Genomic DNA, 23,443 nt, shown 5'->3' with positions numbered 1-23,443 from the left:
TGGTCATTCTGTAGCGATTAGTTGCCTGTCTTGCACCTACAGCGTTCGAGTGGAAATTGCAGTTTCTCGAAAAATTAAAATAGACGACTTTTCACAGGAGTATAAGTGCGCGAAAATACAATTTCGGGCACGCTTGGCATCACTGAATTTCCTGTAGCAATTAAAACTTCCTTAAAATAAAAAAGAAAACCCCAAAGAGAAGGAGTGAGCGTTGGATATCGCCCGCTGTAACTAGTTACAACTTTACATTTATTGTATAATCCCTGCAATGAACGCAGAAATTATACAAACTTCTACGTTTTCAATCAAATCACGTGATTGCTAAAATCTATTAGGTTATGATATAGATAGTATAGTACTAACATAAAATGGAGGGGACAATATGATCAGTCAACGATTAGCAGATGCACTTAATAATCAAATGAATAATGAATATAACGCTGCCCAGTCATATATGGCAATGGCCGCTTATTGCGAACATAATAACTACGGGGGCTTCGCTAATTATTATCTGCAACAGGCAGAAGAAGAGCGTTTTCACGGCATGAAAATTTACACATATGTAAATGACCGCGGAATACAGGCTAAATTTTCTGCAACTACAGAATCAAAAATCGACTTCGCTTCGGTTTTGGATACCTTTGAATCAGGTTTACAACAAGAAAAAACTGTCACAAAGAATTTCTATGAATTGATGGACCTGGCATGGGAAGAAAAAGAGCATGCAACGATTTCTTTCTTGAGATGGTTCCTAGATGAGCAAGTTGAAGAAGAAGCGTCCTTCGATACGCATATCGAGTACTTGAAACGCATCGGGGAAGATAAAAACGCATTATATATCTATGAAAAAGAACTCGGGCAACGCAAATTCTCAGCTGAATCTGGAGAATAATATTGAACTATCATTCAATCCCCCCTCTCTTCCTTAACGAAGTTGAGGGGGGATTTTGTCATTCCCATATACGTTAAAGTAAACAGTATTCCCTTCCCTTGAAAACTTTCTAAATTATTTGGCTTATCGTCTATCTACAAGAATAATGATTTTACCGCTACAAAAGGCGGAATTCTTTTCATTCAGATAGCTATAAGTCTCAGCCTAAACGTCTCCCCTAGCAGTATCGAACTAATTATTGCTGATAACATAATTCACTAACCCTCTATAATACGAAATTAGGGTTAACTAATTTAAAAGGCTTTTTGCAATAGATATTAATTCTTCTTTTTCTACAGTTGTTCCAACTTCAAAGAATGTAAAGGTAATTGAAACAAGTAATTTATTGGCTTTATCCTCTTTTATAAAATAAATTCTTTGGGATTCTTCACTAAATAAGAAATCTACTCCCGCTTCTGTCAGCTGAGTATATCCATCTAAGTTTTCTGTAGTGAGCGTCCCTTCGTTAGCCGGATATATTGTTAATTGAACTCCTTGGTGGTTTTCTTCACTTTTACTACTATAGTTAAGTCCAACATACGAAATGTCAGATGACAAAACCCCTTCTTTTTCTATATATTCAACATTATTTTCTTTTGCTTTAGAGTACATTTCTTCGGCAATGGTTGCTATATCTTCTACATCATGTTGTGGATAATACGATATTTCTCCATTGGTAAGTTCATATATATTTAGTAAATTATCATTTAAGAGAAGTGACTTCTTAAAATCATTCGGAATTTGTGCCACACTATCAATCTGATTTGCATTCATTAAGATAGATAATGCTGTCGTCCCTATTTTTTCATAACCTTCCACTGTTAGAAAGTATCTAAATTTGCCTTCAGGTATAGTACTTTTACTATTTTCAATGGCAACACGGTACTTTTTGTTAATCCAGTCATATTGCCTGTGCGGGGCTGCTTCTTCCTCACTCATTGTTGTCATTTCATAAACTTGTTTACCTTCAGAATCAAAAAACTTCCATCCTGTAAATTGCATAGCTGTTGCTATAGATACTGTGATAAACAAAGTGATAAATATTGAAATAAAGGACGCACGTAAAAATATAGGTACTTTCTTGTGCTTTATAACTTTGCTAGTTAAATGCTCTTTATAGTGGACTTCCGGGAGATTTTGTTCCTTAAATCGTTTCTCAAAATCCTCGAACGACTTAATTTTTTTCTTCATCTTGCATTCTCCTTTCTATTATTTTTTGTACTTTCACCTTTATTCTTTCAAATCGTTTTCTAGCAGTAGGAGTGCTAATAGCAAGGATTGCGGCAATCTCGGTAAAGTCTTTATCTTCAATAATTCTAAGAACAATCAGCGCCCTTTCCTTCGGTTTTAATTTGGACAGTATGTAACCTAATTCAAAGTCATCGTACTGATTGCTGATGCTGACTTTCTCTTTTAGTCCGTTATTTTCAATAAAAGGGACAAATTTAATGAGGTTTCTTCTTTTAACTTTATTTAAACAATGATTGTAAGCAATCTTATATAACCAAGCACTTCTATTGTCGATTTCCATCAGCTTATTGCTCTGAAATGCTTTCAAAAATACTTCTTGTACAGCATCTTCAGCATCGTGTGAATTTCTCATGATGTTATAGCAATAACTATAGATCTTTTGATGATATACCTTTATCAAATCTTCAATCATATTCTCGTTCGACTCTTCGATACTATATTCCGTTCTATTTACGTACACTTTCCAAACACCTCCTTTTTTCCTTCACTATATGTAAGACAAACAACTGCTTTAAAATGTGACATATTAATTTCATATTAATGGAAAATATAGCATAACGAACGATACCACATTATCAAACAATTGTGTCGCAAATTTAAAGCCGCCTTCCATAACTGGAAAGCGGCTTTTGTCTATGCTTATATATAATAATCTGTATGAACTGAGCCTAGGCATCCCCTAACGTCAGAGCGAATTCAACGGTACTCATTATGGCAATAGCTAATGACACTGTTCAATATCCCAAAAAATAACTCCTTCACAATGCGTCTGTTCGCTCTTCCCCTTTCGGAAGATATTGCAATAACCCTATATCACGTAAGCCGTTTTTAATTTTAGTTGTGTAGCCTAACTTTTCATTCGATAAAAACGATGCTTTTGAAGCAATCATTTCTTCCAGCAAAGGCAAATACGTAGGATCAATATCTCTCCATAGTTTATATGAGTTTATTAAATCTTCTAAAGTAAGATGCTTGTAATCATCACCTTTATAATCTCGCATAGGAGAAATACGGTACCATATATCACCGCTTTCCCGGAGCCAATCATCTTTATCCGCTGCAATTGCAGTTTGTATAGCACGCGCTTCATCTAAATATTTCTCATCTTTAAACTCATTGTAGGCCATCAACAAAATATTCATCCCACCCAGCACGTGATTCATTGAGGCATGTGTCGTTACATCCTGCGCAATTGGGAAGTAATCCGAAATATAGTGAGAGCCATCATTCACAGGGATGACATTCCCTTTACTTTTTTGTGATACGAGTAAATCCGCATAATTTCGTAGTGGTTCTTTCGCATTTTCGATTCCAAAATCATCTCCGCTGTTATAGTAGAACAACGCAATTTGTTCATTAAAACGTGTATCAATGAATGGAGCAGTAATGTCATATAAATCTTTCAAATACGTGCTAGTGACTTCTGTTTCCCAATAATCTTTGTCACCCTTGAAATTCTTCAAGTTAACAAACGAGTTGTAAATTAGGTTCTCAAAATAACGATCCTCTTGCTCATTGTATAAAACCAGCGCACGATCTTCTTTTAATAGAAGTAAGTTCCGCCCATAGCCTTGCCCTGTATCAGGCATTGGTTCTGTCGTTGTCGCCATTTTATTGTATGGGCCACTCGCCGTGTACCAGTTATTACGTTTTTTATAGTACTCAGCTGATTCCTTCATCCAGCTTTCCATATTCTCTTCATTCTCAAATAGTTGGCCATCCGCATTCATATACCATTGATCTACAATGTCATTGCCTTTTGATTCCAACGTATGAACGGATAGCAAAGTTGTTCCAACCTGTGCATATGATAAAGCTTCTTTTTCAACAAGCAATTGACGCATATAACTATATCCATCATTTTCATACTCTAATGACAACTGTTTTGATAAATATGACTGTCCGACCATTCGCTCTTTCACGGACCCGTCTTGCTTCACAAAACGTAGTAAGCCTGTCGGATAGGATGTCGTGTCGCTGCCGAAAACATCCTTATCATTTCTCTTAATCTTATATCTATCATAACGTTTGAGCTCGAATGATGAAACATCGTTTTCCTTTTGAATAACATCCACCGTTACAGCTGATTTAGAAGGATTGCTGATTTTGGAGAATAAGAAGTAATCGCCATTATCAAATGAACGGACCGTTAACTCAATTGTTGCACCTTTCCCACCGATATTATAAGTGTAAATATTATCTCTTGAAAATGAATTATCAATTCTCGTGTGATTCATAAAAAGGATACTCTCTGTCGATCTTAAATAAATCGGATGTTCATCAAATGACACCTTCATTAAATTAACAGTAGAAGGAATCCGTATAAAATTAGCCGACAACTCTATATTAGTTAATTCATATTTCTTGGTTGTTACAATTTTACCGCTCTCTACTAGTGCTTTATGCAGAATCACCGCAAAAGTAGCACGATCGACTGTTGTTTCGGGATTGAACAGACCATTCTGTGTACCTGGTAAAGTTCCGTATTGGGGAACTATGCCAACACTCCCTTTATCCAATGAAGTTAGGCTAGACCAATCGATTAGCCCACTAACTTCTCCGTTGCTTTGCAAATTGAATGCTTGTACTAATGCCGACTCCATTTGTTTACGCGTTAAAGGTACGTCCACACTAAAAGGGGTACTTACCACGTCTTTGATTAAGGATTCATAGCCGGCTTTTGTAAAAGAATGCGCAGCCTCTCCGACAGTTATTGCTATATCCGGACGGAACTGCATATCGCCATAGCCCGTCATTATGCCCATTTCTACAAGTTGCATAACTTCATTTTTTGCCCAGTGGCTATTAGGGATATCCGTAAACTCTGCAGCAGTCGTAACATCTTCTGATTTAATAGCTTGAGCGCCTGCTACAGATGTATTAGTAGCTGCTAATACATCTGTAGCAGCAGTCGGCAAAGCCATACCTAATCCTAGAGCAAAAAACAATGTATATATTTTCTTCATTTTAATTTCAAGCCCTCCTCTATTTCGCGAAATTAATCTAAATACGTCAATTTGATTTAATTATAATTATAACACTTTTGGATACTATTTAGGGCATCTGCCACTAAGTGACTATATTACTTGCAATAAAGATTTCTCTTCAAATCCGCTTTTGCTCCCCCTGTATGGCTCTTTCGCCCAGTTTTCACACAGATTTAAATGTTCATTATATAGTGCTGGACATTAAGGTATTCTAGTATCTAGACAACTATCTTTTGAATTGTAATTCGTTCGTTAATTGAATCAATTTCATAATAGGGTAATAAACGAGAAAAACGAACAATGTTGATTTCCGCTTCAGATGGACGCTTTCCGCGGGCACGGCTTCAGCCAATCGAACAGCGCAGGGTTCGATTTGTAATAATTTCTGCGCCTTTCGCAGAAATTTTACATCCACTGCTCCCAACGCTTCGCTTTTGGTCGCAAAAGCCGTCCTACGTGACGTCTCTTCCTGCGGGGTCTTCAGCTCGCGCTGTTCCCGAGGCTTACAGGATGTAGGTTATGCAACGGGGAGGGATTGCACTCCATCCCTCCTTGTTGCTGCAGGACGCGGCGAACTTAGGTTGCCAAGTCGCCATCTTCCGCTACAATCAACGAGAGTAGTCCAAAAGATTGACGGACAATGTAATGATAGATGAATTATATTGTTCGTCTTTACACAAGAAATGAGTAATTGTGAAATTGATTCAATTATAGAAGATATTAAAAAAGACCGCTTGACGTTGGTACGTCAAACGGCCTGTAATAGGCCGTTCCTTAACCGTAATTTCCTGATAGTTTTAAAAATAGCCTACCTGATCCTGTCAAACCCTAGGGTAAGTTTTTTATAGTATATATTGTTAAATGTTAACATCGCTACAACTAATAACGTAATTGTTACCATTATTGTTTCGAATATTGGCACTTACATCACCCTTTAAACTTCCCATTCTATCACATTACACCCTACATACGTTCTCGTTATTCAATAAATTAACTCTACTACTTTAATAAAAAAAGATAGCTAGTACTAACACAATTTGGAGTTGTGTCAGTTCTAGCTATCTTACCTTTTTCGGATTATTTACTTTCAACTCTTCATTTCCATACAGTTTTGTACTTCTTACGGTATTTAATATCTTCTTCCGTTTCAATCAAATCCATTGAAAGTTGTTTAATCTCTTCCTCTTTTAATTCATCATATAAATTTTTCAAGCCTTGAATCATATCAAATCGAATCAAAGTGTAATGTTTTTCGTGTGCACCGTCTTGAAAGCGATTCACTATATGATTAATCACCATTTCTTTTTGTTCCTTTCCAGCTAAGCCTACTCTCCAAATCGATTGTAAGCTGTGTCGGGCCGTAACAAATTTCGGATCCTTGGTCACTTCCCATAACGCTGGAAAATCGCCTAATATGCGTTTTTCCGGATCACTTTTCGCTAGACCAGCTAGGAACTGAGCCGCCCTCGATCTTCTGTGATTATCGGCATCTGTTAACCATTCCTTTAATTGGTCCCAAACTTCATATGCCCAGTCCACTTCTTCATTTATTGCAGCTTTAATATTATTAAATGCTTCAATTTGAACATCTTTGTCCTTTGCTTCCAGGTCTTCAAAGTAGGATTTAATTACACTATCCATCCTCTTCAACTCCATCTCAATATAAATTTATTTACTGATAAAAGGTACCTAGTATTAAGGCAACTCGGTATTGTATCGGAACCAGTTACTTTAAATTACTCGACCGACGACCAAGTTCATTTCTGAACGTATTCCGCGAGCACACTTTGCACTTTGTAAATATTCAAAAATTTATTGAATTTCTTTTGAATTGGTGCTGAGCTTCCAGAATGCCAGATTTTTAGTTCAACATCAAGATCAAAAGTTCCAGCGGTTTCGATTGAGAAATGTACAACACTTTTGTACGGAATGGATTGATATTCAACTTTCTTTCCTGTGACGCCCTGTTTATTAACAAGTATTAGACGTTTATTCGTAAATATCAACAAATCTCTAACCAGTTTATAGGCATGTTCCACTTTTTCCTTAGGTGTGAGTAAATCCTTCATCTCTTTCTCTACTGTACTCACTTCAATTTCAGATGCATTTCCCATCATTCCATCAAAAATACTCATTGCCATTCGCCCATTTATAGTTTTTCAAAAAACTGTTAAAAAGTTGTATGTAAATAATTGACCTTCAACTAGTTCTATATCTATTTTACGCCAAAAAACTTGGCGGTTAATATACACTTTTCCTTTCAAACCATCCGTATTAATAAGGTAATCTGTTTGTGCAAATTATCGGCAAGTACATGTGAATCCTTAATTTCGATACGTTACTATCCATTTTGACGAGCCTTTTGATGGAATCATCTTACAGTTGCTGCTCGGTTTGTTAACTCATATATGGACCCCCTTCGGCTTATTAATAACCGCCTTACTACTTTCATCATTTTACCATATTTGGTAGGTAATTCGTCTGATAGTTTGTCTCCCTAACTAAAAACCGATAATTCTCTGTTGAAGGGCACCAGATTTCCAGAAAATTAAAGCCTCATCCCACAACTCGTCCAATGAATTTTAGCCTCTATTTCCTTCGATACAAGCTCTTGATTCAGTAGTTTACTCTTTCCATCCACATCTTATTTCCTAAGTAAAATTACCTCATCGCGCTAATCTTCTATTTCTTCAAATTTAATTGAGGAAGTTGTTCCCTATTTTTATTTTTCCGGAATAATAATATCCAAAACGATTACAGATGATAAATTTCTTTGGATTTATAATAATTAAATTCAATTGTAGATCGTCCAAATCAGGGACACGACCTACAAAATAAAATCGACGCAAATTAACTCTTCACTATACTAACCACCGCCCGCAATCTAGCATTATTTCATCTCACTTCAAGCTATGGTGAAAACCGTTTTAAACATTCAGTAAATACACCTTGTACATTGACAGAAAATTTGATAATCTTAAATTAGTCTTCTAGTCTAGTATTTATTTTTTTAGTATATCAATACTATTTATCACAATCTATTTAAGGGAGGTTTTATTTAGGAGCTACCGATTTTCAATACTTCATCAAAAAAAGGGGATGAAATGGTGGGTAAAAATTCGAAAGAAAAAAAAGTGAAACCGACATTGGATTATGAAAAAATTATAAATACACCGGAATTCAAAAATTTAGTCAAACGAAAAAGAAACTTTTCCACACCGTACATTATTTTCTTTTTTGTCGCCTACTTTACACTGCCTCTTCTCACCGGATATACAAACATACTTGAAATTCGAGCCTTCGGTTGGATGACTTGGACATGGGTGTACTCGTTAAGCATGTTCATAATGGTGTGGTTATTTACATCCATCTATATGAATAAAGCGAAAAGCTTCGATCTAGACGTTGAAGAAATTTTAAGGAAAAATGTTGTAAAATAAAGGGGGGATTTACACATGGATAATATTATTTCAATAGCAATTTTTGTTGCAGTAATTGCCCTTACACTGGGAATTACGTACTGGGCTGCCAAGCAAACAACAACAGCGAGTGAGTTTTACACGGCCGGCGGATCGTTAACTGGTTGGCAAAACGGAATGGCGATCGCCGGGGACTACCTGTCTGCTGCATCATTCCTCGGAATTGCAGGAGCAATAGCATTAAATGGTTTTGATGGTTTTTATTATAGTATTGGATTCCTAACAGCTTATCTGGTGGTTTTATTTCTAATCGCTGAGCCACTTCGTAATCTAGGAAAATTTACAATGGCTGACATGATTGGAGCACGCTTCGGGGCAAGAAAAGTTCGAGGTGCGGCCGCGTTAAATACAATCACGATCGTATTATTTTATATGCTTGCTCAACTTGTAGGTGCAGGTGCACTTATTAAATTACTTCTTGGAATAGACTACTGGATCGCAGTTCTAATTGTTGGTGTCATGATGACAATCTATGTATTATTTGGCGGTATGACTGCAACAAGTTGGGTTCAAATCGTTAAAGCTATTTTACTTATGATAGGAACCATAGTTATTTCGTTCCTCGTTCTATTAAAATTTAATTTCAACTTTATCGGCATGTTTGATGCCATGAGAACAGCAACACCACATGGTGATGCATTCTTACATTCTGGAATAATCTACAAAGATCCGATTGGTTTGATATCTGTTCTAATTGCTCTCGTTTTAGGTACAGCTGGCTTACCACATATTTTAATGCGTTTCTTTACGGTAAAAGATGCGAAAACAGCTCGTTCTTCTGTTATTTATGCGGTTTGGATTATAGGTATATTCTACGTTCTAACTATTTTCCTCGGATTTGGAGCAGCTAAATTTGTTGGCGTGGATGCAATCATTGCTGAAAATGCCGCGGGGAACATGGCCGCACCGATGCTCGCGGGTGCGTTAGGTGGTTCTGCATTAGAATCATTCGTTGCAGCCGTTGCGTTCGCGACGATACTAGCAGTTGTTGCTGGACTCGTACTATCAGGTGCATCGGCAATTGCGCATGATATTTATGCCGAAATTATTAAAAAAGGAAAAGTAACAGAGAAACAACAAGTAAGAGCTGCAAGATATGCTGCAATTGCTGTTTCTGTTTTCTCTATCATTTTAGCGCTCGGTGCGGAAAAATTGAATGTCGCATTTCTTGTTTCACTCGCATTCTGTATCGCCGCGTCAGCGAACGTTCCGACAATTCTCCTTACAATCTATTGGAAAAAGTTCAATACAACAGGTGCAGTTGCATCAATGTTAACTGGTTTGATTGTCGCACTCGTTCTTGTTGCATTAAGCCCTAGCGTTATTAATCCTGTAGAAGGAGCAGCGTTCTTCGTTGGACAACCGCTCTTCCCGTATGCGAACCCTGCCATAATTTCAGTTCCTGCAGGATTCTTAGCTGCAATTATTGGTTCACTCGTTTCAGCCAAGAAGTACGAAGCCGAAGAAGTTTCTTATGCTGAAGTGAGATTTAAAGCGGAAACAGGTTACAGAGAACTTGAACGTTAATTTATCGTGTAAATCCCCCTTCCTGTCTTACTATGAGGGTTTTTCTTTATATAGATGACAGGGGTAAATCTATAATAAACAATGACAAAAAAATTATAAGTAAGTACATGACCAATAACATGTGTAAAATGATCGTACGAAGAACCCTCTTCTTTTGATACGATTGATTTAATCGATTATTTGAATCCATCTTGGGATTAACTAGAACTTGGAGAGTATACCCGTATATTTAGTACACGAACATTTGAACAGGCACCGAGCGCTTAGAGATTCACTGACAACGGCTCATCTATTCATCGAATTATTGAAGCGTATTGAGGATAAAGGAATTTTAAAGTTGGTTGATTTAATACGCTTAAAGCATAGCAAACTTCTTATGTAGACAGATCAATTTTAGCAATAACGAATAAAACAGGACCCTTTGATTTCTTGGGAGTCCTGTTTGCCTGTGGTTCAGCTTTTTCGCTTGTATGATGAAGACACCTCTATAATCATCCTAAATCTTCCACTTCCGTCAATCCTCCTAAATTTGTTGAACCGAAAACCAGGAGAAGAAGAAATACGATTAATATGACAGTATTGATAAATTTACTGGCGTCAAAACTGGTTGTTTCTCCCACTTTCGTTCCTCCTGCCTTTATCCATTCGCCTTTTTATTCCCTCGAATAACTCGTCTAATGTCAAATCCCCGTTTCCCTCTAAAAAATCAGCCATTTCATTCACTTTGTTATCATTTAGGTGCTTGAATTCTCCCAACAATGTAACGGAAATAACGGGTTTATCTCTAAATAATTGGGCGGAATCAACTTTTAGTTTGCCAAGCAAAAGGAGTGAGGCGGCTACGATTTCAAGATCTTTCCCTTTTAAGAGATCGCCCAGCGTGTATTTTGAATTTGGATTTTGACTAAAATTGTTGTACACGCCTAAACACATCCTTTTTCGGGATAGTGATTCGTATTTTACTGCCTTATTGTTATCTTATGTTTAAGGCTTTATGTTTGTGTTTGGAATTCCATTGAATCGTTTAAAGTTTTCAATCATTTCATTGTAATGAGGAATGCTTTTTAGCTTTGTTAAAAATTAATAGCATATTTCTAAAACAATAACCATATAAATTATAAACAACATATCTTTATCGCAAAACGATAAAGATATGTTAAAATAAAATTAATAATAAATAAGCGGGGTGCTTTTATGAAACGAGGAACAACACTCTTTTTAAAGATAGCTGTTATTTTTATTGGGATTCCAGTTCTTGCTCTGTGCATATTTTTGGTACCTGAGATAGCGAATTATGCAGCGGAATTGTATCCAGATATTGCTTTTATTAAATATCTCTTTTTAATCGATTTGTATGCAGCGGCCATACCGTTTTACTTTGCTCTGTATCAAGCTTTTAAACTTTTAAGCTATATTGACAACAATAAAGCTTTCTCGGATTTATCTGTAAAGGCTTTAAAAACTATCAAAGATTGTGCAATCACAATCAGTATCTTGTATGTAGTAGGCATGCCACTCTTTTTTCTCGTAGGGGAAAAAGACGACGCCCCAGGGGTTATAGTAATCGGATTGGTCATTATTTTTGCTTCTATGGTAATTTCAGTCTTCGCTGCTGTTCTTCAAAGGCTTTTACAAGAAGCCATCGATATAAAATCAGAAAATGACTTAATAGTCTGAGGTGAATAACATGGCAATTATAATCAACATTGATGTGATGTTGGCTAAATGGAAAATGAGTGTAACAGAACTTTCGGAGAGGGTTGGAATAACAATGGCTAACCTTTCTATATTGAAAAACGGAAAGGCAAAAGCGATTCGATTATCAACTTTAGAAGCTATTTGTAAGGCTTTGGACTGTCAGCCAGGGGATATTTTAGAATACAAAGGTGACAAAGACACTTTGGGCTAATTAAACCAGAAAACAAATTTTTCACCTAACGAGGTGCTTTAATTGAAGATGAAATTTCGGGCACTCTATCGCTTTTAATAAAGCCTTCATTGCTAATTATTGCAATGACCATACAAGTTACAGTGTAATGCCATATAGAAAGTGACACTTAATTAATATAGATAAGGAAATGCTATAAAGATGAATTCAGCAGCCAAGATTTCATTTTTGGTTGCGTCTTGCTAGATAGAAAAGTGGTGATTCACTCGTTCACAGGAGCTTTAGAACTTAGTATACCTGTAGCTGCGGAGAACGACGGACGAAAGACCACCAAACGATTATTAAAAAAAACTGCGTAGTGACGCGACAAAATCGCATCACTACGCAGTAAGAAACCCCGATAATGGTGTAGTAGCAGTTCAGTCTAAAGGGACCCTAAAGTAATTGTACATAGAGTGCCTAAGATTTCATCACAAAAGTAAGTAGTAATTAACTGGTTAATTTCAGTTAACAAACACAAGTGGTACTTTCGTTAATTATATGTGCAAAATTAAATTAGTACATGCTTTTTCTTTATTTTTTCATTGTGTGTTTTTTGCCCCTAACATCTTCAATAACGATTCCCGTATCTGTTACGGTCATGTCTTTCGCTTGAATAGTTGAGAGTTTTTTCGTTTTTCCATCTAGCAAACTATAAGTGAAGACACCTTTTTCATTAAAATAATACATCGTCGAATCATCGAATTTAATCGACTTGTTATTTTGTGTAACATTCGCAATACCGTATTGTACATGGTCGTTTATTTCCTTCAAGTTATCAAAGATGACTCGAGCATCAAACGTCGAGGGGGTCTCCCTCTTCGCATTACTGCCGTCTAAATTGGCAGAGTAAAGGAAAAGTGGGTCATCTATATTTACTGTATCATCGAAGATATAGTCAAAATACCGTTGTTCTTGTTCGGATGTATAGTAGATTCGATTGTTCCAGATATACACATTTCGAATGCTATTACTTTTCTTGACCCCTTCCATATAGATCTCTTCGTATTTCCCGTCTTCTATCGAAGTTTTCATTAGCCCATAATGTACTGGTCTATCGGTCATTATACTGACTCCTCCCCAGTAAGGTATAAAAATTTCATCATTATGCAATATGATTGGAAAGCCATTTCCTAGACGTTCTTCCACATAACCATCTGTAATTGGGAAATCACTGATGGAAAATAGTATAACTTCCTCTTTTGTCTTTTGGCTGATTTTCACAAGGTTATTATTTTTTATCGTATATAACCAACCATCCCGTTCTATCTTTGTCCCTTTTTCAATAACAATCGACTTTTCAGAATCGAGCTTCATGTCATCGTTGAGTGCACGAGCAAGAAACGTAGAGAATTGGGCCCGAGTGACTGCAATTGACGGTTTAAAAGTTCCATCCGGGTAACCGCCCGATATTCGATGTTTGGCAATACTGTTAATATCAGAGAATGCCCAATGGGACGAGGATACATCGCGATAGGCTTGTTGACCATCTAATGGGAGATTGAATGCTCTTCGTAAGATTGCCGCCATTTGAGCACGCGTTGTGATTTCTCCAGGACGCATATAACCTTTGTCCCCACGAATAATGCCTTTTTCGTTAATTGTCGCCAGTATTTTATAATAATTTGACGTATTTGATACATCCTTAAAAATCGCTGTCGGATTATCAATTACCTTGATATCTAGTGCTTTAAGTAACATTACAGCTGCCTGGGCACGAGTAATTGGTTGATTTGGTCTAAACGTTCCGTCTGGATAGCCGCTGATAATATGCTTGTCATAGAGATACATGATTTCCTTTGTTGCACCGTATCCATGTAAATCAGAAAACTGTACCTGCGCTTCCGCCTTTGATATTGGCAGCATTGACAACAGAAGTAACAACACAACGAGTGTCATAATGTTTTTTCTCAAGTATAGACCTCCTCCACTTCCAAATTATACCACAGAATTACTACTGATTTCAGTGTTGAATATGGAAAATCTCGTTCTCCCATTGATTCAACGGTAACAATTCCTTTATTTCAAATACCTTCTTGAGCCCGCATAGTTTGCTTTGTATGGGTGTGTATCAATGGATACAATTTCGACGTTTCTGCTTGAATTAGGTGCGTGAATCATTTGACCTTTTCCTATATACATGCCGACGTGATAGACCTTTCCTTTGCCTTGATTATACGCAAAAAACAGTAAGTCACCTGGTTGCATATTTTTCCTGGCAACAGGCGTGCCGTTAACTGCTTGGACGAATGAATCACGCGGAATCATGATGCCGTGATTTTTGTACACAGAATGAATGAGGCCCGAACAGTCGAAGCCGAAGCCCGATACACCAGACCAGACATACGGAAGACCAAGGAACATCTTGGCGCTATCTACAATGTCTTTTTGAGTAGGTTTTGGTATTGCAGCAAAGCTTTCGACTACTTTGGTATCTTGCTTGCGTAAAAACTTCACACCGCTAGTTGGCGTTTGAACATGGACCCATTCACCCTCTTCTTTTATGACTGGAAGAGTTGTCGTGTAGCTAATATCCATAAATTTGTTGGCCTTTTTCGGTTCATTATAAAGAGTAGCGATATTCGTATCAACGATTGCTAGTTGGCAATCTGTATAATCATTCTGTACTTCTGTCACATGTGTTTTCGGGACCCATCCTGGATAACCAGCTTTATTCCTAGGTTTGTATTGGTCCTTAACGGCAATTTCATGCCAGTTTCCGCTACTTTTCAAAATAACGACTTCCTGTCCATATAAGGCCTGCGTATCCGTTCGACCAACAAGCCATAATTTTTGACTGACAGACATGCTTTTCGCCCACTTTTGGATGTCGGTAGGATTCGTAATAGATGGACGGTCCACTACACGATTGTTATTCGGTGATTTCCATAAGTTCGTTACCTGTACATTAACGACAGCCGTCTTTTTACCGTCAGATTTATAGCAGACAGGCTGTTGTTTAAATTCCGGATTTAATATTCGCGCGAGGAACACACCGAAATTCGCTTTCGTAATGAATGCTGTCGGCTTATATGTATTGTTTGGGTAACCTGTTGTGATTTTATTGGCCAATAACGTTTTAATCGAATCAGACGCCCAGTATGCTGAATCTACATCTTTGAAAGCCTGATCTGTAGTTCCCTTCAATTCAAAAGCGTTAACTAAAATCGCTGCCATCTGTCCTCTTGTTAAATTATCGTTAGGCATGAATTCGCCGTCCGCATTGCCGTTGACGATACCTTCATGGGTTATTGTAGCGATGATATCGTATCCTTCGTCTTCAGGAGTGACGTCGATGAAGTTCGGATCGGGTCGGTCTACTGTTTCGAGAACTAACGCCCTTATGATCATAGCTGAAGCTTCAAGGCGCGTAATTTCTTCATTCACACCAAAGTTTTGTGCAGGGTCTGCAAAGATAATACCCCGCTTCGCCAAAAAATCTAATTCTGCTTTCGACCCGTATTTATCATCGACGTCTTTGAATAATGGTGCCGCAGAAACATTGCCGATTGCAGTGAACATAACTAGGAGAGCAGTAAAAAACATCAAAAACTTTTTCATCAAACATAAACTCCTTTTCTATTGACAGATTATATATCAACAGTACAGTAGATTAAAGATTCTGTATAGTCATTTTTCATTAAATAACATAGTAAAAAGCCTGAAACGTCTGCCTTTTATAAGGCAGTCCCATCGTTTCAGGCTCTTTTTCATACGCCATGCTTTTCGGTTGTTAGTTTTGAATTAATAGCTCAAGGAAGTCTTCTGAAACGTATGTTTTCATACCTTTCAGCTCAGGTGCAACTTCAAATTTACTGACACTTTTGTTATAGCCATACATTTTGTCACCACGTTTAATTGTGAATGAACTGTTATCTAATGTAACAAGTATACCATTAACTTTTGGTTGAGAAAGAACTTGATAGCCCAGATGCTCAGCAACTTTACGAAGTGGAATCATCTTCACGCCATCTTTCATGTAGTGGTCGTTAGCGATGATTTCCTGTACACCTGTTGATACTTCAGGTTGTTCTTCAGGCTCTACTTCAGGTGCTTCTACTGTTGCATTATCCAAAGCGATAATTTTAGTTGGTGGTGTTTGTGGTGGTATGCTTCTCGTTGTGATTGAGTAAAATACCATCAATTCTTTACCATTCAACTCTTTCAATTCGATTGCTTTACCTTGTTGATTGAAAAGGGGCGTATCTTTGCCGATATTCAATTTCAACTCGCCATCTAAACTTAAGAATTCTTTGTCAAACTGGCTGACTTTCACTTCACCGAAAACTTCTTCATCGTTTACAACGACCATTTCCGGTGTTACTGTTGTCGGATAAATCAGGATCATCGGCTTGTTTTTATCATAATAAGCTGCTATAGTTGCACCTTTTTTCAAGTCTGCTTGTTTTAGAGATTTTGTCGTCCCACTATTAAATAGCAAGGACTCATCATTGATGCGTAAAATCGTAATAATTTTATCTTCATTTTCAATCGTTACACGGATTCCCGCTTCTTCTTTTTCAATTTCTTTAATTACGCCAGTAGCTTTCATAAAGTTTGTCGTAACTTGTTCTTTTTCGCTTATGGCTTCTGTAACCTTTTCCTGAGCTTGTGCAGAATAGCCACCTACTACACTTCCTGCTAATAGTGCTGCTAATGCGATTGTACCTATTTTTTTCATTCTACTTCTCTCCTCTCTTTGCGTTCCTCATTGTATTTGACGGAAAGCGATGGTAAAAGTTACAATTTTTTCGTGATGCCAGTATGGGATATGATTGGGCGGCGGTGCTTTATGATTAGTATTTATGCGACAACCCTCCATTAGAATTTATTACTATTCTAAAACTACCTCTCCTGTCATAGCATCCACAAAAGTATGGCAATCAATCATCAGCATAGATTTCATCACTTTCTGATTACTATCATAAACATAATAAGGTTTAAAATAGATATCCTTGTCAAGAATCACCATTGCTTCCTCTTTTGAAATTAAAGTGCTAGCACTCATACAGTTCCTAATCGTTTCAGTACCTAGCACAATTAAAAAAGTTACACATCTCTACGATTTTTATCGGTCTTTGTCCAATAACTACCTGTCCGCCGTTTTCGATTCATCAAAAAGAGAGCGTAGCTGAGCAGTACAGTTATGAAAATGATGAGAAAGTGCATGAACATCTCCTGAGACGTTAAGAAATTAAAGACATCTCTTTTTTCCGTCTTCTGGGCAAATGCATTGTATGGATTGTCTTTTTTATAGTTTATCGGCAACTCACCATCTACATAGTTGCGATACGTGTTCCTTCTCACTTCTTTTGTTAAGTTAAACCGCTCTCCAGACTCATCCTGGTATGTGAGTGCCAAGTAATAATACTGTTGATAGTCCCTACCCGTACCAGAGTAGGAATGATGATCCGTAATTGTCGCTACGGTTTCTATGTAATCCTTCCCATAAAATTTTTCATAGCCATTTTTCAAGTCCGCAGCCATGTCACGATACATAAAAAGAAGAAAAACAAGTAGCCCTCCCCAGAATACTGTGTACATGATAACGCCCACTCCGAAATCATGCCTATCGACAAACTCTTCAAACTTTTTAATTTTAAATAGCAAATAACAAATGTACCCTAGTGGATAAATGCCTACTAGAAATAACACGATGTATAACGACCTATCTTCATACTTAAGTTCACTTGGCGTATAAAAGACACCTTCGACTGAATGCCCATCGATTGTGTCACCTACTTCTAGCATTTCGAACTCCGATTTCGAAACGCCCGCCCGATAGCCAGGAGGAATTTGCCATTTCGTTTTTTCTACCAGTCCCGGCTGTAACAGTACCATATATGACATTCCACTGAAGAGGTGCTTTTCAGCGGTCTTATCATAAATGGTTGCAGTCACTGCATTCATTTCTAACCCTAGTTTAATGTCTTCGTTCTCTTGCAAGTTATCAATAATGATGAAAATCAAAAAAACGAATAAAGCGAACGCCAACAGCTCAGAACCTACCCGTTTCCAATCACGTTTTTGCTTTCGTCTTTTCAAATCATTCACCTATTTCTTAGAACTTGTATGGGTGCCTGGCATAAAATCTTAAAACCACTATTACTAATCACTAGCATTGCATTAACTGAGACCGAAAGTTAATGCAATGCTAGTGATTTAAGAACTAACATCCGTAGCCTCTTCCCTTCCTATTTCTATTGCATCATATTCCCGTTGCATTTGGTCTTTCAGCTGGATTTCTCATGGGATGGCAATCGCGCGGGTTTTAGGGACTTGACTCAAACGTTGAATTTCTTTGAATGCTTCTTTCATTGTCGAGCTTTTCATAAACAAAGTTTCCTTTAACCATTTTTCGAGTGTATCGGTGTCCTGTAGTCGCCGAATCCCTATCTTTGTTAATTCAAGCACATGAATCTCGGCATGGTCAGAAAAAATGGTTCCATCTTCCAGATCGATTAACTGAAACATACTATGAAAATGGTATGTTTGCAATGTTTTGAAATCGACAATCACAATTTGAATAGCCTTGTTTTACAAGATATAGTCTTTTCCGCTTTAGTCCTAACTAGCAAACATTTTTACCAAGTACAAAAGCGTACGTTCAGGAAATGCTTGATGCCCCCGCAACTGGCGTTCCACATTAATTTGCGCGCCTTGATCCATCACAACCCGCATGTCCATCACTTACAGTTTATCGTTCGCTTGGGCAAGTTCGAGATTCGGATCTGTTAAATCTACCGGAAAAATAGTATCACTTAAAATGGCATTCAAAAAATCTAGCTGCAAGTTGTATGACTGAATATCCCACTAACTACTATATAAAGAGATCTATAAATTTATATGATTGGCGCGCCAGATTTTATGCTCACAAAACAAAAAGACCCGCATTTTCAGCGGCTCTTTTTATATTAACCTTTAGGCAGAGGTCTATTGAATAGCGCTTCACTGAACACCTTAATTCAAAACCCCATTATAAAATAGTTACTTTTTCAGCAAGAAGAATGGCAGAAAGAATGGCCACTGCTTGATCAATTTCTTCGTATGTAACCGTTAATGGCGGTAATAGACGAATGACGTTGGTGCCTGCTTGAACTAGTAACAATCCAGCCTGTTCTGCTTGTTGGATGAACGGTAGGATTTCCTTTTCACATTTAACGCCTATCAACAGGCCCGCCCCAAGAATGGAAAATTGATTTTGAGGCAATAATGTCTGCAGTTTTTCGATTAGGTACTCCGATTTATCTTCAACTTCTTGCAGAAATTTCTTTTTAAATACAATGTCAACAACCGTTTGCGCGACTGCGACAGCTAATGGATTGCCACCAAATGTCGTGCCATGCGTTCCTGGTCCGAATGACTGAAAAAGCTCACCCGATCCTAGCATCGCGCCAATTGGGAATCCCCCGCCCAATCCTTTGGCAAGCGTAATAATGTCCGGCTCAAGCACTGTCTGCTCGTAGGCATATCGGGTTCCCGTCCGGCCAATCCCAGTCTGCACTTCATCGACAATGAGCAGAATACCTTTTGACTTACAGATTTCCGCTATTTTTTGAGCAAAGTCAGGGTCGATCTGATTTACGCCTCCCTCTCCTTGAATAACTTCTAGCATAATTGCAGCTACATCACCGTCAATCGCAGCTGCTAGTTGTTGTTCGTCATTGTATGGAATGATACGAAATGTTTCCAGTAGTGGACCGAAGCCCTCGCGAACCTTGGCTTGCCCAGTTGCAGACATGGCGCCAAATGTCCGGCCATGAAAAGATTGTTCAAATGTAATAATGACGTTTTTCTTTGTATGTTTTCGAGCTAATTTAATCGCTGCTTCATTTGCTTCAGCACCGCTATTACAGAAAAAAGCATGGCTGAAAGATGTATCTTTTACAAGCTTAGCTGCTAACAGCTCCTGCTCTGGGCTTTCGAATAAGTTTGACACATGCCATAGCTTTTCACTTTGCTGTTTGACTGCTTTAACGAGCGCTGGATGTGCATGACCAAGACTGACGACCGCGATTCCACTTATGAAGTCAAGGTATTCTTTTCCATTATCATCCGTTACGACTGTACCCTGCCCTTTTACAAGATGGACTGAACGACGTGTGTAATTTTGAAATAGCGTAGTCAAATGAAAACCTCCTCGCATTTAATTGTGGTACCTTCTAATTGCGGTCCGATAATTTGCACCGATGGAATGCCTGCATCTAGACAATCAAGTGCAGCTTTTACTTTCGGTAACATGCCACCGTATATTTCGCCTGTTTCAATCCACTGGACAATTTCTGTCGGTGATGCAGTTTGTCTAACACTTCCTTCTATTTGAATGCCAGGAGTATCTGTCACAAGTAGTAGGCTGTCTGCATTTATTGCCAGAGCAATCTTACTTGCGACGATGTCCGCATTGATGTTGAGAGGAGCTCCATCTTCTGTTGCACCGATGCACGAAATAACTGGCACAAGCCCATCATCAAGAAGCGTTTCTATTAATTCTGTGCGGACATCCAGGATTTCTCCAACAAAACCGTACAATTTTTCATTCAAAACTGTACATGTTAAAAGTTTCCCATCGTATCCGCTTAGTCCTATCGCATCGATGCCACCTTTATTCAATTGATGAACGAGGGCTGGATTTACTTGACCAATCAATGTCGATTGAACGATACCTACTGCCTCTTTCGACGTAACACGGATACCGTTAACTACGGATGATAACACTTTATTTTTGGCAAGTTCTTTATTAATAAAAGGTCCCCCTCCGTGAACAAGCACAACATCATTATCGGCTTTTTGCAGTTGTATAATATTCGCGAAAAAGTCTTCATTCAACCCTTCTAGCATACTTCCACCTAGCTTTACAACCACTCGTTTACGAGCGATATGTTGCGTTGATTTGGACATAGTCATATGTTAAGTCGCACCCCCATGCTACTCCTTTACCGTTCCCCTGATGAACATCGACAAAGATTTTCACTTCCGGTTGTTTCAAATAGGCAAGTAATTGCGCTTCAGAAAATGGGAGTGGCTCCCCGTTTTCAACAACAGGTGTAGGTCCAATCTTAATTTTAATCGTATTTGGATCCAGCGTTGCCCCACTATAGCCTACAGCAGCGATAATTCTTCCCCAGTTGGCGTCGCAACCAAAGATAGCTGTTTTCACAAGCGGTGAACCAACCACTGTTTTGGCAATCTTACGTGCCTCGATATCCGAAACTGCTCCTGATACTTCAACTTCAATAAGCTTCGTCGCACCTTCTCCATCCTTCGCAATCATTTTCGCAAGGTCTCGAGAAACAGCATGTAAAGTTTCTATGAATTGTTCCCAGTCTGGATGTGCCGGTGTCAACGAATTATTCCCCGCCATGCCGTTCGCCATAACAAGCACCATATCATTTGTAGAAGTATCGCCATCCACAGTAATGGAGTTGAATGTTAAATCCGTAACCGTTTTGAGTGCGGCCTGCAGATGAATGGATTCGATACTAGCATCCGTTGTGATAAAACCGAGCATTGTTGCCATATTCGGATCAATCATTCCCGAGCCCTTTGCAGTTCCAGCGATAATGACTTTTTCACCATCAATTACTGTGCTGTACGCTGTATTTTTCGTAACTGTATCAGTCGTAAGAATCGCTTGTGAAAACAAAATCGAGCCTTCTAAATCAGAATTTGGTTGAAGTTTTTGAATCCCTTTTACAATCGGTTCCATTCGCATCATTTCACCAATAATTCCAGTCGATGCAACTCCAACTAACTCAGGTGCGATTCCTAGTTTTTCTGCAGCTTTTTGTTGCATGAGTCGGGCGTCTTTCAATCCTTGCTGACCCGTACACGCATTCGCATTTCCCGAATTAACAATGATCGCCTGCATTTTCCCCGTTTGCTGCATGGCTTCTTTTGTGACAATTAGTGGTGCAGCCTGAATTGCATTCGTTGTAAACACTCCCGCAACATTTGCTGGTACTTCGCTAACGAGCAGTGCCAAATCATTTTTTTTATATTTAATCCCACAATGGATGCCTGTAGCTTTGAAACCAATTGGGGATACGATGTTATTTCCCGATATACGCTTTAGTGCTGAAAAATTTGTCGTCATAATACTCCCCCTAAGTTAGATAAATGCCGGGACAAGTGACAGGCCAGTTATTTCCTTGAGACCGAATTGTACGTTCATATTTTGAATTGCTTGCCCTGCTGCCCCTTTTACTAAGTTGTCGATGACAGAAACGATTGTTGCCCGATTCGTCCGCGGGTCAACTTTTACGAGCAAATCACAAAAGTTTGAGCCGTATACTTGATTGGTGCCAAACTTATCTTTTTCGTGCATAACACGGACAAATGGATGATTTGCATATGAATCTTTCAGACACTCTATGAGCTGAGCTTCCGACACCCCTTCCACAACTGGTGCATAGCTCGTCGCTAGAATTCCCCTTGTCATCGGAACGAGATGCGTACTAAATGTGATAGGTGGTATTTCTTTTGCAAACAATGCAAAGGCCTGCTCAATTTCGGGGATATGCTGATGCTGATTTAATTTATAGATAGCTGTATTTTCATTCGTCTCGCTGAAATGTGTCATTTGACTTGGCTGATTGCCGGCACCGGATACGCCACTCTTTGCATCGATAATTAACTGGCTCGCATCGATTGCATTTGCTTTCAACAATGGCAAAAGCGACAACAATACCGCCGTTGGATAACAACCCGGATTGGCAATTAACTGCGCTTGCCGGATTGCATCATAATTCCATTCAGTCAATCCATATACGCTTTGTTCAACAGCTAAAGCAGGTGCAGGCTCTTTTTTATACCACTGCTCATATTGAGACAGATTTTTTAAACGGAAATCTCCTGACAAATCGATAAGCTTTGGTCCTTTTCCGATTAACGGAGGAAGCAATGTACTCGCTACACCAGCAGGAGCACTTGAAAAAACGACATCGAATTCTGCTAATCTATCTAGCTCTATTTTTTGTAGTGACTGATCGACTATATTCATAAGATGTGAATACTTATGCGAAAATACCGTTCCTTCTTCAGATGAAGTGAATAATTCAATTTGTTCGACTTCAGGGTGGTTGTGCAGTAGCCGGATCAACTCAAGTCCACCATACCCTGATGCGCCAATGATTCCTACTTTCATTACAATCACCCCTGTTTATAAGTTATCCTCATTATATGTATGCATAATTATAAAGTCAACTGTATTTTTATTTATATTTGAACAGTGTGTTTTTGAATACGTTTTCATTTTTAACTTGTAGCTATTCACAATATCTGAACAAATATGCTATAATTCCTTTAGCATCTGGTACTAATAATAGGTATATACATTTTCATT

General features: G+C 38.2%; 21 protein-coding genes. 5 read left to right on the top strand and 16 right to left on the bottom strand.

Translation table 11 applies throughout. The features are described from left to right. The first annotated feature begins 382 nt into the window (after positions 1-382). Entirely contained in the window at positions 383-892 is a 510-nt protein-coding gene (locus FQ087_RS00665; RefSeq protein WP_149578652.1) for a ferritin, read from the top strand. 288 nt (positions 893-1,180) lie between these two features. On the opposite strand, the gene FQ087_RS00660 is transcribed toward FQ087_RS00665, so the two are convergent. From FQ087_RS00660 to FQ087_RS00640, 5 genes are all read right to left on the bottom strand, one after another. Beyond that, positions 1,181-2,122 carry a hypothetical protein gene (locus tag FQ087_RS00660; protein WP_149578651.1) on the bottom strand — a complete coding sequence of 314 codons (942 nt, stop codon included), beginning with the start codon at positions 2,120-2,122 and terminating at the stop codon, positions 1,181-1,183. Then, entirely contained in the window at positions 2,106-2,642 is a 537-nt protein-coding gene (locus FQ087_RS00655) for an RNA polymerase sigma factor (protein ID WP_149578650.1), read from the bottom strand. Before FQ087_RS00655 ends, FQ087_RS00660 begins: the two co-directional genes overlap by 17 nt. A gap of 298 nt (positions 2,643-2,940) precedes the next feature. After that, positions 2,941-5,148, bottom strand: coding sequence for an S-layer homology domain-containing protein (locus FQ087_RS00650; protein ID WP_149578649.1), 2,208 nt, complete (start codon positions 5,146-5,148; stop codon positions 2,941-2,943). A gap of 1,116 nt (positions 5,149-6,264) precedes the next feature. Beyond that, positions 6,265-6,810, bottom strand: a complete 546-nt coding sequence (locus FQ087_RS00645; protein ID WP_149578648.1) for a hypothetical protein — start codon at positions 6,808-6,810, stop codon at positions 6,265-6,267. Between the two features lie 116 nt (positions 6,811-6,926). Continuing rightward, positions 6,927-7,304, bottom strand: a complete 378-nt coding sequence (locus FQ087_RS00640) for a PH domain-containing protein (protein ID WP_149578647.1) — start codon at positions 7,302-7,304, stop codon at positions 6,927-6,929. A gap of 969 nt (positions 7,305-8,273) precedes the next feature. On the opposite strand from FQ087_RS00640, the gene FQ087_RS00635 reads away from it, so the two are divergent. Together FQ087_RS00635 and FQ087_RS00630 are read left to right on the top strand one after the other, a co-directional pair. Continuing rightward, entirely contained in the window at positions 8,274-8,609 is a 336-nt protein-coding gene (locus FQ087_RS00635) for a DUF485 domain-containing protein (RefSeq protein ID WP_149578646.1), read from the top strand. Between the two features lie 15 nt (positions 8,610-8,624). Further along, complete coding sequence (locus FQ087_RS00630) at positions 8,625-10,175, top strand: solute symporter family protein (protein ID WP_149578645.1); 1,551 nt, start codon at positions 8,625-8,627, stop codon at positions 10,173-10,175. 491 nt (positions 10,176-10,666) lie between these two features. Here the strand turns inward: FQ087_RS00630 and FQ087_RS22770 are convergent, their stop codons facing one another. Then, positions 10,667-10,795, bottom strand: coding sequence for a hypothetical protein (locus FQ087_RS22770; RefSeq protein WP_255452103.1), 129 nt, complete (start codon positions 10,793-10,795; stop codon positions 10,667-10,669). Then, on the bottom strand, positions 10,773-11,096 hold the full coding sequence (locus FQ087_RS00625; protein ID WP_255452102.1) for a hypothetical protein: 324 nt from the start codon (positions 11,094-11,096) through the stop codon (positions 10,773-10,775). Before FQ087_RS00625 ends, FQ087_RS22770 begins: the two co-directional genes overlap by 23 nt. A 273-nt stretch (positions 11,097-11,369) precedes the next feature. Between FQ087_RS00625 and FQ087_RS00620 the strand changes: the two genes are divergently transcribed. Both FQ087_RS00620 and FQ087_RS00615 read left to right on the top strand, forming a co-directional pair. After that, a complete protein-coding gene (locus FQ087_RS00620; RefSeq protein WP_149578643.1) occupies positions 11,370-11,852 on the top strand; it encodes a DUF2975 domain-containing protein in 483 nt (160 codons plus the stop codon). Between the two features lie 10 nt (positions 11,853-11,862). Then, a complete protein-coding gene (locus FQ087_RS00615) occupies positions 11,863-12,084 on the top strand; it encodes a helix-turn-helix domain-containing protein (protein WP_149578642.1) in 222 nt (73 codons plus the stop codon). A gap of 552 nt (positions 12,085-12,636) precedes the next feature. Here FQ087_RS00615 and FQ087_RS00610 read toward each other — a convergent pair. The 9 genes from FQ087_RS00610 to argC form a co-directional block, all read right to left on the bottom strand. After that, positions 12,637-14,016 carry an S-layer homology domain-containing protein gene (locus FQ087_RS00610; protein ID WP_149578641.1) on the bottom strand — a complete coding sequence of 460 codons (1,380 nt, stop codon included), beginning with the start codon at positions 14,014-14,016 and terminating at the stop codon, positions 12,637-12,639. A 105-nt stretch (positions 14,017-14,121) separates the two neighbouring features. Continuing rightward, complete coding sequence (locus FQ087_RS00605) at positions 14,122-15,663, bottom strand: S-layer homology domain-containing protein (protein WP_149578640.1); 1,542 nt, start codon at positions 15,661-15,663, stop codon at positions 14,122-14,124. A gap of 172 nt (positions 15,664-15,835) precedes the next feature. After that, a complete protein-coding gene (locus FQ087_RS00600) occupies positions 15,836-16,783 on the bottom strand; it encodes a stalk domain-containing protein (RefSeq protein WP_149578639.1) in 948 nt (315 codons plus the stop codon). A gap of 368 nt (positions 16,784-17,151) precedes the next feature. Next, positions 17,152-18,147: a hypothetical protein gene (locus FQ087_RS00595; protein WP_149578638.1), complete on the bottom strand. Its 996-nt coding sequence runs from the start codon at positions 18,145-18,147 to the stop codon at positions 17,152-17,154. 201 nt (positions 18,148-18,348) lie between these two features. Then, positions 18,349-18,624, bottom strand: coding sequence for a PD-(D/E)XK nuclease family transposase (locus FQ087_RS00590; RefSeq protein ID WP_255452254.1), 276 nt, complete (start codon positions 18,622-18,624; stop codon positions 18,349-18,351). A gap of 454 nt (positions 18,625-19,078) precedes the next feature. Then, positions 19,079-20,248: an acetylornithine transaminase gene (locus tag FQ087_RS00580; RefSeq protein ID WP_188006592.1), complete on the bottom strand. Its 1,170-nt coding sequence runs from the start codon at positions 20,246-20,248 to the stop codon at positions 19,079-19,081. After that, positions 20,227-21,006 carry an acetylglutamate kinase gene (gene argB / locus FQ087_RS00575; RefSeq protein ID WP_149578634.1) on the bottom strand — a complete coding sequence of 260 codons (780 nt, stop codon included), beginning with the start codon at positions 21,004-21,006 and terminating at the stop codon, positions 20,227-20,229. Before argB ends, FQ087_RS00580 begins: the two co-directional genes overlap by 22 nt. Further along, positions 20,969-22,195, bottom strand: coding sequence for a bifunctional glutamate N-acetyltransferase/amino-acid acetyltransferase ArgJ (gene argJ, locus FQ087_RS00570; RefSeq protein ID WP_149578633.1), 1,227 nt, complete (start codon positions 22,193-22,195; stop codon positions 20,969-20,971). Before argJ ends, argB begins: the two co-directional genes overlap by 38 nt. 15 nt (positions 22,196-22,210) lie before the next feature. Beyond that, a complete protein-coding gene (gene argC, locus FQ087_RS00565; protein ID WP_188006591.1) occupies positions 22,211-23,245 on the bottom strand; it encodes an N-acetyl-gamma-glutamyl-phosphate reductase in 1,035 nt (344 codons plus the stop codon). Positions 23,246-23,443: the final 198 nt, after the last annotated feature.

The organism is Sporosarcina sp. ANT_H38, assembly GCF_008369195.1.
Lineage (GTDB): Bacteria > Bacillota > Bacilli > Bacillales_A > Planococcaceae > Sporosarcina.
This window is presented reverse-complemented; position numbering and strand designations above follow the sequence as displayed.

What these genes read in the sequence shown, in the direction of transcription:
- FQ087_RS00665 (WP_149578652.1), top strand. Translation starts at nt 383, where the DNA reads ATGATCAGTCAACGATTAGCAGATGCACTTAATAATCAAATGAATAAT.
- FQ087_RS00645 (WP_149578648.1), bottom strand. Translation starts at nt 6,810, where the DNA reads ATGGATAGTGTAATTAAATCCTACTTTGAAGACCTGGAAGCAAAGGAC.
- FQ087_RS00600 (WP_149578639.1), bottom strand. Translation starts at nt 16,783, where the DNA reads ATGAAAAAAATAGGTACAATCGCATTAGCAGCACTATTAGCAGGAAGT.
- argJ (WP_149578633.1), bottom strand. Translation starts at nt 22,195, where the DNA reads ATGACGACAAATTTTTCAGCACTAAAGCGTATATCGGGAAATAACATC.
- argB (WP_149578634.1), bottom strand. Translation starts at nt 21,006, where the DNA reads ATGACTATGTCCAAATCAACGCAACATATCGCTCGTAAACGAGTGGTT.
- FQ087_RS00615 (WP_149578642.1), top strand. Translation starts at nt 11,863, where the DNA reads ATGGCAATTATAATCAACATTGATGTGATGTTGGCTAAATGGAAAATG.
- FQ087_RS00635 (WP_149578646.1), top strand. Translation starts at nt 8,274, where the DNA reads ATGGTGGGTAAAAATTCGAAAGAAAAAAAAGTGAAACCGACATTGGAT.
- FQ087_RS00630 (WP_149578645.1), top strand. Translation starts at nt 8,625, where the DNA reads ATGGATAATATTATTTCAATAGCAATTTTTGTTGCAGTAATTGCCCTT.
- FQ087_RS00640 (WP_149578647.1), bottom strand. Translation starts at nt 7,304, where the DNA reads ATGAGTATTTTTGATGGAATGATGGGAAATGCATCTGAAATTGAAGTG.
- argC (WP_188006591.1), bottom strand. Translation starts at nt 23,245, where the DNA reads ATGAAAGTAGGAATCATTGGCGCATCAGGGTATGGTGGACTTGAGTTG.
- FQ087_RS00605 (WP_149578640.1), bottom strand. Translation starts at nt 15,663, where the DNA reads ATGAAAAAGTTTTTGATGTTTTTTACTGCTCTCCTAGTTATGTTCACT.
- FQ087_RS00620 (WP_149578643.1), top strand. Translation starts at nt 11,370, where the DNA reads ATGAAACGAGGAACAACACTCTTTTTAAAGATAGCTGTTATTTTTATT.
- FQ087_RS00580 (WP_188006592.1), bottom strand. Translation starts at nt 20,248, where the DNA reads ATGCGAGGAGGTTTTCATTTGACTACGCTATTTCAAAATTACACACGT.
- FQ087_RS00660 (WP_149578651.1), bottom strand. Translation starts at nt 2,122, where the DNA reads ATGAAGAAAAAAATTAAGTCGTTCGAGGATTTTGAGAAACGATTTAAG.
- FQ087_RS00650 (WP_149578649.1), bottom strand. Translation starts at nt 5,148, where the DNA reads ATGAAGAAAATATATACATTGTTTTTTGCTCTAGGATTAGGTATGGCT.